The organism is Vibrio splendidus, from assembly GCF_002873455.1.
In the GTDB taxonomy this organism is placed as follows: Bacteria; Pseudomonadota; Gammaproteobacteria; order Enterobacterales; family Vibrionaceae; genus Vibrio; species Vibrio splendidus_J.
The window spans coordinates 443,521-456,497 of sequence record NZ_MCUN01000010.1; the positions used below are offsets into that span (position 1 = coordinate 443,521).

A 12,977-nucleotide genomic window follows, 5' to 3' on the forward strand; every position below is an offset into this window, starting at 1 on the left:
GCGAAGTTAACGCCAGGCGGTCGAAACGAATAAGTAACCTTTCCCGCGAATGGTCTGAATTTTCTCTGCTGGTGTGTGGTCGTCGCCTAGTATCTTTCTTAGACGCACGACTTTGTTGTCTATCGTCCGGTCGATCCCGTCGTACTCAATACCACGCAGCGTTTGAGTCAAATAGTCACGAGATAGCGGAGTATCAGGGTTACTTGCTAATAACCACAATAGGTCAAACTCGCTATCAGTGAGTGATAAAACTGCACTTGAAAGTTCACACTTCTTATACGTGTTTTTCAGAACGAGTTGATCAAACTGAAGGTTGTCTGAATCATTAGTTGAAGCGGTATTGACGTCTTGGCGGCGTAATAGCGAACGAACTCTGGCCAGCAGAACTCTTGGTTTGATTGGCTTGGTGACATAGTCATCAGCCCCTGTCTCTAAACCAGCGACGTGATCAAAGTCGTCATCGCTAGCGGTGAGCATCAAAATTTTACCTTTATAGTGTGTACGCGTCTGTCGGCAGATTGTCAGTCCATCCGTTACAGGAAGCATCAAATCTAGCAGTACGATATCAGGTTGCTCTGTGAGGATGGTCTGTGCGGCATCACTGCCATCGTCCAATACCGTGACATCAAAATCTTGCGTGACAAAGTAGTCTTGCAACATTTTCTGGAGTTTCAAATCGTCTTCCACGATGATCATTTTAGGTTTTGTCATTCCATTATCAGCCTTGTCGTGCGTTTCACTTATTGAGATTACGTGAAGGTGCCTTCTTTAGTGGTTAGCTATTGTGACCTACCCAATTTGCATGCTTTACGTAAAATACCTAACGTGAATGATTAAACACTTTCTACGCCAGTTCAATGATGATTTTGAATTTGTGCGAAAATAAAAAACAATGTTCAAAAAGGTATACATTTTCATACATTCGCACGACAGATGTTTATGTCTTTAAATAATAGAATTTTCCCATCAAACATTTTTGGGAATTACCACATGAATCGCTATAGAAAAACGTTACTGGCATTACCTTTGATTATTTTAGCTGGGTGTAACTCAAGCTCTAATTCGGGTAAACCGACAACTAAAGCACAAGTGAAACCTAAAGCGGATTACGTATTTTCATCGGCTAAACTTGGTAAATTGTATCAAGAGCGACAAGAGATCCAAGAGTCAATGAAGCTGACTTACGATGGTGTGCAGTATGAAACAATTCAGTTTTCTGAAGACATCAGTGACGAACAAAAAGTAATTAGGCTTGCGGATAGTTTAGGTCAAAGTGTTGACCTGTATCTGCCTGATGCAGGAGTCGATGACTGCGGTATTTACAGCGAAGGCAATTACTATGATTCGTTTGATTGTGAGGCGTCTCAGCGTTCAATTGGGAATGATACGACGTTAATTCAAACGAGCGCAACCAGTAAAAAAGCGGTTGAGCTTGAGTATCATAATGAGATGTCGCAATACGTGACTAGCCTTGGCTCTACAATTCTGAGCAAAACTAAAAATGGTAACAAAATCACGATCACGACTTCGTTTGCCTTCAACGCATTTTACCGTGATGTATTCCAGAATACTGGCGCCGTTGAGCGCATTACTTCTACCCTTGGGGCGACAACCTATTCGCAGCTTTTCGATATCGTTAAGTTATACCCAGGCAGTGAAATGATCTTGAAATTTAATAACCACATAGGTGGCAGTGCTGACGACGATATCAATATGTACACCGGGCGCATGATTAAGAACAGCAATATGACGACGATCGTAACGCCAACAGGGTCGGTATTCTCTGGCGGTACGGATCTGTTCGCTGCTGGTAATCCGCGAATTTTACAACGTGCTGATACCACCAAAGCCATTGAAAAGAATAAGCAGGTTGGTGTACATAGTTGGGCAGAAGGAGATAAAACGGCCAAAGAATTCCCATACACCGACGTGAGCCATCGTAAACAAGCGACCTATTTTAAAAAAGTGATGGGAGAAAAAGGGATTGATTTTTACATCTTCACTTTAGACTCTGCGCCTGCTTCTGGTGAGCATTGGGTGACTAAGAGCGATTCAGATAAATATGGCTTCATAACACGTATTGAGTAAGCTTAGGCCCGAATTCAACTGCGAAGTGCGACACTCTTCGATATTTTCAGCTCCACAAAGGAAAGGCTGATAATGATCTTTTCATTATCAGCCTTTTTTGTGTTTTCTTCATTTGTTGTCCTTCCCTTAAATTCCAGTATCCCAAACTACTTTAAGGTGTTTTACCTAAGGACTTACATCTTGCCAACTTGATTGTTTTTTATTCTTTTTAGCTAAAAACATTCGACCAATAACCATCACACCTCAAATCTTTAAATAATTTAATTAGTGCTCTAAATGATATTTAAGTTTTTGTTTTTGTTTATATTATCTTTGTTTCTGTGATGTTTTGTTAATGGTTTGTTTTAAATAATCATTTGAACCCTAATTAAAATTCTGTCATTTTATACTTAACTGAACGTTCAATATAAAATAGAAGGACTGAGAAATGCCGAAGGTTGGGATGCCTGATATACGTAAACCACAGCTTGTTCAAGCCACTATGACGGTGATTGATCGAGTGGGTTTACATGCCGCAAGTATTGCGTTAATCAGCAAAGAAGCGGGAGTCTCCACTGGCATTATTAACCACTATTTTGGCGGAAAGCATGGGCTGCTCGAAGAGACCATGCGTGAAATCCTTCGCCAACTTTCCAACACCATTACGACTTCACTAAAAGCGCTTCCTGTTGATGCTCACCAACAGAGAATTAACGCGATCATCGATGGTAACTTCGAAGGTTACCAAGCAGAAAATAAGGTCGCGAAGGCGTGGTTGGCATTTTGGTCATATTCAATGCATGACGAGCAGCTGAAAAGACTGCAGCGTGTGAATGAAAAGCGTTTGATTTCACACTTACGTCTTGAGTTGAAAGGTATTTTGGATCATGAACAAGCGGATCTTGTTGCTCACGGGATTGCGTCTCTGATTGATGGTTTGTGGCTGAGAGGCACATTAAACCCTGAAGGTATCGATGCTCAAAAAGCTCGTGCCATCATCAATGATTATCTTGATAAACAACTAACGTTCTACTCGTGTAACACCGAATAGACGTGGTCGTAGTACTGCAATCATTGCACTCAAACGACAAACACTCATACATAGACCAGCAGAGTCTAATAACAACAAATAAGTCAGAATCTCAAATGGAAATGAACTCGTTATACATTGATGGCGAAGCGGTTAAAGCTACGTCTGGTGAAACCTTTGATAGCATCAACCCTGCAAACGGCGAACCTATCGCGACGTTAGGACAAGCCTCTTCAGCGGACGTGGATAGCGCTATTGAATCAGCGAAACGTGGATTTGCGGAGTGGTCAGCAATGACCGCCGTGGAACGCAGTCGTATTCTTTTAAAAGCGGTGGCAATACTTAGAGCTCGAAATGATGATCTTGCAAACCTTGAGGTTGCTGATACGGGCAAGCCGCTGCAAGAAGCCATTGAAGTGGATGTAGCGTCTGGCGCTGATGTTATTGAATACTTTGCTGGTTTGGCTCCAACATTACAAGGTGACCAACAACCGCTGAGTGAATCTCAATTTTTCTATACTCGCCGCGAGCCGCTAGGCATCTGTGCGGGTATTGGCGCGTGGAACTACCCAATTCAAATCGCGATGTGGAAATCGGCTCCGGCATTGGCCGCGGGTAACGCGATGATTTTCAAACCTTCCGAAGAAACCCCGCTAACTGCGCTTAAGCTTGCTGAAATCTTTACTGAAGCAGGCCTTCCTGATGGCGTGTTTAACGTGGTTCAGGGCGATTACCGTGTTGGTCAGATGCTAACGGCGCACCCAGACATCGCGAAAGTGTCGTTCACGGGCGAAACCGGTACCGGCAAAGCGGTAATGGCAGACAGTGCAAAGACACTCAAATCTGTAACGATGGAGCTCGGTGGTAAATCACCAATGATCGTGTTTGATGATGCGAAATTGGACGATGCGGTATCGGCTTCGATGGTCGCAAACTTCTACACCCAAGGCGAAGTGTGTACCAACGGTACTCGTGTTTATGTACATGAAAATATCTACAACGCATTCATCGACCAACTTAAAACACGCACTGAGAAGCTGATCATTGGTGATCCAATGGATATGGAGACTCAGATTGGCGCGTTGATTTCTAAAGAACACCTTTCAAAAGTTCTCGAAGCGATTGAGCTGGCAAAACAGACGGGCGCAACTCTGCTGACTGGCGGCTATCGAGTGACAGACTACGGCCTCGAAAACGGTAACTTTGTTATCCCAACCGTGTTTGTGGATTGCGAAGACAACATGCCTCACGTTCAACAAGAGATCTTTGGCCCTGTAATGTCAGTGTTGAAGTTTACGGACGAAGACGATGTGATTCGCCGCGCTAACGACACCCAATATGGCCTAGCGGCTGGTGTGTTCACGCAAAACCTTTCTCGTGCGCACCGTGTTATTCACCAAATGCAGGCAGGTATTTGTTGGGTGAACACGTGGGGCGACTCACCAGCAGAAATGCCTGTTGGTGGTTACAAGCTTTCGGGTGTTGGCCGTGAAAACGGTCCAGAGACTCTACTCCACTATACGCAGACTAAGAGCATTCTTATTGAACTTGGCGACTACGCCAGCCCTTATGCCTAACGCGTAACACTCAATTTTATGGGTTAGCTTAAAAGAGCTAGCCTTACTGACTCATCTCAGGGAAATCAAAACATGGAACAACGCTACGATTATATTATCGTCGGTGCGGGTTCGGCCGGCTGTGTGTTAGCGGATAGGCTAACGGAAAGCGGTGAACATAGCGTTTTATTACTGGAAGCGGGTGGTACGGATAAGAGCATTTTTATCCAAATGCCGACTGCGCTTTCTTACCCAATGAATACTGAAAAGTACGCTTGGCAATTTGAAACTCAACAAGAACCGGGCCTTGATGGACGTGAACTGCATTGTCCACGCGGCAAGGTGTTGGGTGGCAGCTCATCGATCAACGGCATGGTTTATGTTCGTGGCCACGCGTGTGATTTTGACCAATGGGAAGAAGAGGGCGCTGCGGGTTGGAACTATCAAGCATGTCTGCCTTATTTCCGCCGTGCTGAATCATGGAGCAAAGGCGGTGACGAATATCGTGGCGACAGTGGCCCAGTCGGCACTTGTAACGGTAACGATATGGCGCTTAACCCCCTTTACCAAGCATTCATTGATGCAGGTAAAGACGCAGGTTACCCAGAAACACAAGACTACAACGGCTACCAGCAAGAAGGCTTCGGTACTATGCATATGACGGTAGACAAGGGGGTTAGAGCCTCAACTTCTAACGCTTATCTACGTCGTGCATTGAAGCGTTCAAACCTTACCTTGAAGAAGGGTATCGTGGCGCGTCGTTTCTTACTTGAAGCACAATACGTACAAGACACAAAAGGCCAATCAGGCCTGAAAGCGGTTGGTGTCGAGTTTGAAAAGTCAGGCAATACTCAAGTGGCTGTGGCGAACAAAGAAGTGATCTCTTCTGCGGGCTCTATCGGTTCTGTTCAACTGCTGCAGCTTTCTGGTATCGGCCCGAAAGCCGTGCTTGAAAAGGCAGGCGTTGAGCTGAAACATGAGCTGAACGGCGTCGGTGAAAACCTACAAGATCACTTAGAAGTCTACTTCCAATATCACTGTAACGAACCTATCACGCTCAACAGCAAGCTTGGCTTGGTCAGCAAAGGCATGATTGGCGCGGAATGGATTTTGACTCGCAAAGGTCTGGGTGCCACTAACCACTTTGAATCGTGCGCGTTCATTCGTTCTCGCAAAGGATTGAAGTGGCCGAATATTCAATATCACTTTCTGCCAGCAGCGATGCGTTACGACGGTCAAGTGGCCTTTGATGGTCACGGTTTCCAAGTTCACGTTGGGCCTAACAAACCTGAAAGTCGCGGTACGGTTGCCATCACTTCTACTGACCCGCATGCCAAGCCAGAGATCATTTTCAACTACATCTCGACCGAACAAGACCGCCAAGATTGGCGCGATTGTATTCGTCTGACGCGTGAAATTTTGTCGCAACCTGCGATGGATGTTTACCGTGGTGAAGAGATTCAGCCAGGCTTGAGCGTCACTTCTGATGAAGCGATCGACGAATGGGTTAAGCAGAACGTTGAAAGTGCTTATCACCCTTCTTGTGGCTGCAAAATGGGTTCAGATGATGATCCAATGGCAGTGCTTGATGAAGAGTGTCGCGTTCGCGGTATTGACAACTTACGTGTTGTCGACTCTTCGGTTTTCCCAACCATTCCAAACGGTAATTTGAACGCCCCGACCATTATGGTTGCCGAGCGTGCTTCGGATTTGATTTTAGGTAAGCCAATGCTTAAAGGGCAGGGCGTTTCAGTGTGGATTGCACCTGAATGGGAAGAAACACAAAGAATCAATAAGCCAGTACGAGAAGCGTAAGCGTCTGTTATTGGTTAAAAAATAGCAAAAGCAGCAAAGAATAAAAACAACAAGTAACAAGCAAAAAATAACAAAACTAATTAGTCAAAAGTCAGAAGAACTGCTCTCTATCGGTGTTGATATCGAGCAGAAAAAGGAAAGATAAAAAGGAACCATTATGACGACTCTAAATATTCAGAACATGACCACGAAAACGTTAACAGCACTAGCCATCAGTTCATTTGCATTTGGTGCTAACGCTTCAGTTGAACCACAACAATGTGAAAACGTTCGCTTCGCTGATGTAGGCTGGACTGACATTACCGCAACAACCGCCGTTACTTCTGAACTATTAAAAGGCCTTGGTTACCAAACCAAAACCGACCTACTTTCAGTACCGGTGACTTACTCTTCAATGGCGAACGGTGATATTGATGTATTCCTAGGTAACTGGATGCCAACCATGGAAGGCGATATTGCTAAGTACCGTGAAGCGGGCACGGTTGAAACCGTTCGTGCCAACCTTGAAGGCGCAAAATACACGCTAGCTGTACCAAAATACGTGTACGACTCTGGCGTAAAAAGCTTCGCCGACCTAGCAAAACATGCCGACAAATTTAAAGACCGCATCTACGGCATCGAACCGGGTAATGACGGTAACCGCTTAATCCAATCAATGATTGATTCTGACGCGTTTGGCTTGAAAGATTTCAGCCTAGTGGAATCAAGTGAAGCGGGCATGGTATCGCAAGTATCTCGTGCAGCACGTCGTAGCCAATGGATTGTGTACCTTGGTTGGGCACCGCATCCAATGAACAGCAATGTTGAGATGGAATACCTTTCTGGCGGTGACGACTTCTTTGGCCCTAACTACGGTGGCGCGAATGTTTACACTAACGTTCGTTCAAACTACCTGTCTGAGTGTGCAAACGTCGGTCAACTTCTACAAAACCTAGAATTCACTCTAGAGATGGAAAACCAGTTGATGGAAGAGATTCTTAACCAAAAAGTGAAGCCAGAAAAAGCGGCTCAACAATGGTTGAACAAGAACCCTCAACAAGTTGAAGCTTGGTTAGACAACGTAAAAACGCATAAAGGTGAATCAGCGACTCAAGCCGTTACTGAATACCTAAAGCAAGTTAAAGCTTAGTTCTACCTATCTCAACAGCTACATAAATAATAAAGGTGGGCTTGCCAATTTATCGATTGGTTTGAAGTAGCCCACCCATAATAAAAGGCAATATTGTGAATTTTATTACGGAAAACAAAATCCCTGTCGGACAATGGATGGAAGCGGGTGTTGATTGGCTAACAATCAATGCAGCAGGCTTTTTTGATGCTATTTCTATCTTTTTAGAAACCGTCATTATGTTTTTAGTCGATGTATTTAAGTGGATGCCGCCTGCTTTGCCAATCGTGATCACTGCTGCGATTGCATGGTACTTACACCGTAAACCTTCGCTAGTGATTTTTGTGGTCGCAGCACTGTTGACTATTCTTAACCTCGGCTATTGGCAAGAAATGCTGGAAACCTTTGTTCTCGTCTTTGCGGCGACAACGATTTCCGTATTAATTGGCGTACCGGTTGGCATCATGGCTGCTCACCGTCCTTGGCTCTATACAGTTTTGCGTCCAATCCTTGATTTGATGCAGACAGTCCCAACGTTTGTTTATCTGATTCCAACTCTGGTTCTATTCGGCTTGGGTATTGTTCCTGGCTTAATCTCGACCATTATTTTCGCGATAGCTGCACCGATTCGTTTGACCTACTTAGGGGTAACTAAAGTCCCTGAAGAGTTGATTGAAGCGGGTAAAGCGTTTGGTGCGAGCCGCATGAAATTGCTGATGAAAGTGGAATTACCGGCTGCCTTACCAAGCATTATGGCGGGTGTAACTCAATGTATTATGTTGTCGCTTTCGATGGTGGTGATTGCAGCACTGGTTGGTGCTGACGGACTTGGTAAACCTGTTGTTCGCGCATTGAACACAGTGAATATCTCGCAAGGTTTTGAAGCCGGGCTGGCGATTGTATTAGTCGCTATCATTCTTGACCGCTTGTGCAAAACACCAAACCAGAAGGAAGCTTAATCATGTCTATCTCTCAGGAAAAAAAGACAATGGACGCGATTACCATTAAAAACCTCGATGTAGTGTTTGGTAATAAATCGAAACAAGCGCTTGAGCTACTCGACCAAGGTAAAACTCGCCAAGAGATCATCGATGAAACAGGTCAAGTTGTTGGTGTGGATAATGTGTCGTTGACGGTTAAAGAGGGCGAGATATGTGTATTGATGGGTTTGTCGGGTTCGGGTAAATCTTCACTGCTTCGTGCTGTAAACGGTTTGAATGAAATTAGCCGAGGTTCTTTAGCAATCAAAGATGGCGACAAGCTGGTGGATTTAGGCGAGCAATGTGATGAAGCGACCCTGCGTCATCTTCGTACTCACCGCGTATCAATGGTTTTCCAAAAATTTGCTTTGATGCCATGGCTTAACGTATTAGACAACGTGGCATTTGGTCTTGAAATGCAGGGCGTAGCGAAAGACGTTCGTCGTGCAAAAGCGCGTGAACAATTAGAAATGGTCGGCCTAGCGGAATGGGAAACAAAATTCCCTCATGAGCTTTCTGGCGGCATGCAGCAACGTGTTGGTTTGGCGCGTGCGTTTGCAATGGATACCGATATTCTGTTGATGGATGAACCGTTTTCGGCGCTTGATCCACTGATTCGTGCTCAGCTGCAAGATGAACTGATCACGCTGCAAAACAAACTCAACAAAACGATTCTGTTCGTGAGTCACGACCTAGATGAAGCACTGAAGATTGGCAATAACATTGCGATCATGGAGTCAGGCAAACTGATTCAACACGGTAAGCCTGAAGAGATCGTACTGACGCCAAAAACCGAATACGTAAAAGACTTCGTTGCTCACACCAATCCATTGAATGTGCTTAAAGGTCGCTCTTTAATGCAGCCTCTTGATTCATTGACGCAAGAGAATGAAAGCTGGAAGATCTGCGATTCTAAAGATCTCTGGATTGAACAGAGTGAAGGTGCTTTATCGGTGAAAGGTGAATCTACCTTGGAGCTTGTTGAGTGGAGCGAGTCTGACGACCTAACTGCGATTAACGCGTCTAGTGTGGTAGTGACAAGTCCGGAGATTGGCATGCGTGATGCGATTAAGCTTAAACAGATCAGTAACCACCCAATTCTGTTGGTTGAAAACAATCAATTGGTCGGGATTTTGGATAACAGCGAGTTTTACAACGCGCTAACGGGTAATTTTCAACTCAATAACGCCGCTTAATGGCTTGAGCTGAACTAATTCGTTCCCTAACGAATAAAATAGGTAGTGAGGAGTTCAAAATCACGCTACCTATATGACTCTATACTCTGCATGCTTGAAGCTGCAGCGTTGTTAACGGCTAAAGTGCCCCCTAATCACATAGAACTTCTATGCTCGTAGGGATGAACTTACTTGTTGCCTAGCTGCAAATCCAACTATCTTGAGTATGCGCCTTTTTATTTACCTGCAATTTCTCGCTTTTTCTTACCTTGTTAGCGGCTTTAAGACTGAATATCGCTACTCATTGTACAAAAGTGTTGCCATGCGCAAATTCAGAGGCATATAAAAGATTGAGAATAGTATGAACATCAGTACAATGCGGAAAAATCAATGAAGTAATTTATCAATTTACAGTGTAATTCGAGCGCGCGTGACGTAATCACTCGAGATATTTCATCGCTTCGACGCTGTAAAATCATTCACAGTATATTAGTACAAAGGTCTGCATCTTGGACAAACATGACGAAATCCTGGTCGCTATTCGCCAAATTATTCGCGCTATCGATTTACACTCGAAGAAGCTGAGTAAAGAGTATGGTTTGACTGGCCCTCAATTAATCTTAATGAGAGCAATCCAAGAAATGGGTAATGTGACGATCAAAGAATTGTCTAACCAGACCAATGTAAGCCAAGCAACGACGACTACGATCATCGACCGTCTAGAGTTAAACGGCTATGTACAACGAGTACGCAGTTCATCGGACCGCCGCAAAGTACACGCGAACCTGACCGAAAAAGGTCAAGAGCTGCTAAATAATGCGCCACCGCCGCTGCAAGATAACTTCGTGAAAAAATTCCAAAACCTAGAGCCGTGGGAGCAGAGTTTACTGCTTTCTTCAATGCAACGAGTATCATCAATGATGAACGCAGAAGACATTGACGCCGCTCCAGTACTTCAGCTTGAAGGCATTGCTAACGTTGCTAAGAGCTAATCAGTTAACTGGTTTAGTTGTTTAAAAACAATGTATTAGAACATTATCGAATGGTCGCTTCTAGCGACCATTTTTGATCTTGCTGACCCCATTTCTTCGCCCATACTTGTCTACAAAATCTTCTAGTTATCTCTTCCTATTATAAATTTCCAAGCTTTCCTATTTTTAATTTGTTCAACGTTTATTCACTTATCTTACAAAAGCATTGACGATTCTCTGACAAAATAACACTAGACCGACCGGTTTGTTATGTATTATTGTGTGCTTATCCTAACCACGAGGTGATGTATGAAATACGAATTGACGCCAACACAAATGACCATGACGTTGAACAACATGCAGGGAGCTTTTGCACAGAACCCGATGCCAGCGGTATCGGTGAGAATTGAGCAGTTGCTCGCACTTAAATCTGTGCTTATCGATTACACAGATTGTTTGTGTTCAGCCGTGAGTGAAGATTATGGTCACCGAAGTCGACAAGACACTTTGATAGCCGACATATTGCCTTGCATCGGAAATATTGATCACACCATAGAGTGTTTACCTCATTGGTCGACATCTTCTATTCGTCATTCTGGCCCATTGCTTTCAACTTCTCGTGTTGAAGTGGTTTATCAACCCAAAGGCGTTGTTGGGATCATTGCTCCGTGGAACTTCCCGATCATGTTATCCGTCGGCCCGCTTATTTCGGCATTGGCGGCGGGAAATCGCGCCATGATCAAGATGAGCGAGTTTACCCCTGCGACAAACCAAGTATTGAGAGCGCTATTGGCGGAAGTTTTCCATGCCGATGAGGTGTGCTTGGTTGAAGGTGAGGTAGAAATCGCAGCCGCATTTTCGGCGTTGCCGTTTGATCATCTTCTGTTTACGGGGTCAACCCAAGTGGGTCGCCAAGTGATGAGATCAGCGGCTGACACGCTAACTCCAGTCACGCTAGAGCTCGGTGGAAAGTCGCCGGTTATCGTGGCAGAAGACATGCCGATTGATATTGCGGTAGAGCGAATCATTTATGGCAAGAGCCTAAACAACGGCCAGGTGTGTGTTGCTCCTGATTATGTATTGCTACCGGAAGGAAAAGTTGAATCTTTCATTGAAGAGTATAAAAAACAGTACCAATTGTTGTTCGATGAAGGTGTCTATTCTGAGAATTTGACGTCCCTAATCAATCCTCGTCAATGCGACCGCATAGTTGGTTTGTTGAATGAAGAGCAACAAGCTGGAACTCGAACTGTGGCCTGCCATGACGACGCGATGGACTTAGATAACCACCGTTTAGTGACGCACCTGATTGTTGAACCAAGCTTGTCATCTAAGGTGATGAACGAAGAGATTTTCGGCCCACTATTACCTTTGATTACTTATCGCGATATCGAAGAGGCGTTCCAAGTCATCAATAGCAAACCAAGGCCGTTAGCGCTCTATCTGATGAGCTTTGATTTGAGTTTACAAGCTCAGGTTAAACACCAAGTTCATTCCGGTGGGATGTGTATCAATGACTGTGTTTTCCATTTAGCGGTTGATGACGCGCCGTTTGGTGGCATTGGTGAATCAGGGCAGGGGAATTATCACGGTAAAGAAGGTTTTCTTACTTTCTCCCATGCAAAAACAGTCTTAGAAACGGGTTTAAACCATCGAGTTAAACATCTGTTTTCAAAAGAAGACAACGAATTAAAGACCGCAGTGATGAGCATGCTTGGTAAGTAAATCATTTCTGTCATTACTCAATTTATTTACAAGAAGTTATTTTTAAGGCGTTATTTTTACGACGTTATTTTAAGAGGTTATTTTTATGTTAGAGCGATTTTTTGAACGAACGATGAAAGCGTATTTGATGGTTACAGGATTCTTAACCGCAACCGCTTTCTCTACTTTTCTTGCGCCGGATTGGAGCATGCAGACTCTATTTTCTTACAACGATACGATGATGGTGAACAAAGAGTATCTTATGGGTACCTATCAACACTGGGGAGTCATGGTTGGCAGTATTGGTGTGTTGTTAATGTTCTCGGCGAAGTACAAATCGCTGCGTACTTCGACCATGATTTACAGTGCATTTGAGAAGTCGATGTTTGTGGGCATATTTTTATACAACGTGTGTATCAACGATTATGACTGGTTTTATGGTTGGAGTGGTGTGTTTGCGCTCGATGGATTTGTAACTGTCTATTCGTTGGTTTACCTGTATTACTACTTTACTAGAGACAAAGGCAAGGTCCCAGCTCATCTTCGCTAATAGTTAATAGTTAATAGTTAA

The 12,977-nt window shown here is 44.2% G+C and carries 11 protein-coding genes; 10 read left to right on the top strand and 1 reads right to left on the bottom strand.

Going from position 1 to position 12,977, the window contains the following annotated elements:
* Positions 1–6 precede the first annotated feature (6 nt).
* Entirely contained in the window at positions 7–711 is a 705-nt protein-coding gene (locus BCU75_RS10985; RefSeq protein WP_076679307.1) for a response regulator, read from the bottom strand.
* Positions 712–990: 279 nt separating this feature from the next.
* Between BCU75_RS10985 and BCU75_RS10990 the strand changes: the two genes are divergently transcribed.
* From BCU75_RS10990 to BCU75_RS11035, 10 genes are all read left to right on the top strand, one after another.
* Positions 991–2,088 carry an alpha/beta hydrolase gene (locus tag BCU75_RS10990; RefSeq protein WP_102473861.1) on the top strand — a complete coding sequence of 366 codons (1,098 nt, stop codon included), beginning with the start codon at positions 991–993 and terminating at the stop codon, positions 2,086–2,088.
* A 427-nt stretch (positions 2,089–2,515) separates the two neighbouring features.
* On the top strand, positions 2,516–3,118 hold the full coding sequence (gene betI, locus BCU75_RS10995) for a transcriptional regulator BetI (RefSeq protein ID WP_102473862.1): 603 nt from the start codon (positions 2,516–2,518) through the stop codon (positions 3,116–3,118).
* A gap of 95 nt (positions 3,119–3,213) precedes the next feature.
* On the top strand, positions 3,214–4,674 hold the full coding sequence (gene betB, locus BCU75_RS11000; protein WP_102473863.1) for a betaine-aldehyde dehydrogenase: 1,461 nt from the start codon (positions 3,214–3,216) through the stop codon (positions 4,672–4,674).
* A gap of 72 nt (positions 4,675–4,746) precedes the next feature.
* Entirely contained in the window at positions 4,747–6,468 is a 1,722-nt protein-coding gene (betA, locus tag BCU75_RS11005) for a choline dehydrogenase (RefSeq protein WP_102473864.1), read from the top strand.
* A 157-nt stretch (positions 6,469–6,625) separates the two neighbouring features.
* The gene (locus BCU75_RS11010) at positions 6,626–7,597 is read left to right on the top strand and encodes a choline ABC transporter substrate-binding protein (protein WP_076679312.1); all 972 of its coding nucleotides are present in this window, start codon (positions 6,626–6,628) and stop codon (positions 7,595–7,597) included.
* Between the two features lie 95 nt (positions 7,598–7,692).
* The gene (gene choW / locus BCU75_RS11015; protein ID WP_012600072.1) at positions 7,693–8,535 is read left to right on the top strand and encodes a choline ABC transporter permease subunit; all 843 of its coding nucleotides are present in this window, start codon (positions 7,693–7,695) and stop codon (positions 8,533–8,535) included.
* Positions 8,536–8,537: 2 nt separating this feature from the next.
* Positions 8,538–9,752, top strand: a complete 1,215-nt coding sequence (choV, locus tag BCU75_RS11020; protein WP_102473865.1) for a choline ABC transporter ATP-binding protein — start codon at positions 8,538–8,540, stop codon at positions 9,750–9,752.
* 488 nt (positions 9,753–10,240) lie between these two features.
* Positions 10,241–10,723 carry a MarR family winged helix-turn-helix transcriptional regulator gene (locus BCU75_RS11025; RefSeq protein WP_017066477.1) on the top strand — a complete coding sequence of 161 codons (483 nt, stop codon included), beginning with the start codon at positions 10,241–10,243 and terminating at the stop codon, positions 10,721–10,723.
* 288 nt (positions 10,724–11,011) lie between these two features.
* A complete protein-coding gene (locus BCU75_RS11030; RefSeq protein ID WP_102473866.1) occupies positions 11,012–12,427 on the top strand; it encodes a coniferyl aldehyde dehydrogenase in 1,416 nt (471 codons plus the stop codon).
* Between the two features lie 85 nt (positions 12,428–12,512).
* Positions 12,513–12,956 carry a hypothetical protein gene (locus BCU75_RS11035; RefSeq protein ID WP_102473867.1) on the top strand — a complete coding sequence of 148 codons (444 nt, stop codon included), beginning with the start codon at positions 12,513–12,515 and terminating at the stop codon, positions 12,954–12,956.
* Positions 12,957–12,977 lie beyond the last annotated feature (21 nt).

What these genes read in the sequence shown, in the direction of transcription:
- BCU75_RS10985 (WP_076679307.1), bottom strand. Translation starts at nt 711, where the DNA reads ATGACAAAACCTAAAATGATCATCGTGGAAGACGATTTGAAACTCCAG.
- BCU75_RS10990 (WP_102473861.1), top strand. Translation starts at nt 991, where the DNA reads ATGAATCGCTATAGAAAAACGTTACTGGCATTACCTTTGATTATTTTA.
- betI (WP_102473862.1), top strand. Translation starts at nt 2,516, where the DNA reads ATGCCGAAGGTTGGGATGCCTGATATACGTAAACCACAGCTTGTTCAA.
- betB (WP_102473863.1), top strand. Translation starts at nt 3,214, where the DNA reads ATGGAAATGAACTCGTTATACATTGATGGCGAAGCGGTTAAAGCTACG.
- betA (WP_102473864.1), top strand. Translation starts at nt 4,747, where the DNA reads ATGGAACAACGCTACGATTATATTATCGTCGGTGCGGGTTCGGCCGGC.
- BCU75_RS11010 (WP_076679312.1), top strand. Translation starts at nt 6,626, where the DNA reads ATGACGACTCTAAATATTCAGAACATGACCACGAAAACGTTAACAGCA.
- choV (WP_102473865.1), top strand. Translation starts at nt 8,538, where the DNA reads ATGTCTATCTCTCAGGAAAAAAAGACAATGGACGCGATTACCATTAAA.
- BCU75_RS11030 (WP_102473866.1), top strand. Translation starts at nt 11,012, where the DNA reads ATGAAATACGAATTGACGCCAACACAAATGACCATGACGTTGAACAAC.
- BCU75_RS11035 (WP_102473867.1), top strand. Translation starts at nt 12,513, where the DNA reads ATGTTAGAGCGATTTTTTGAACGAACGATGAAAGCGTATTTGATGGTT.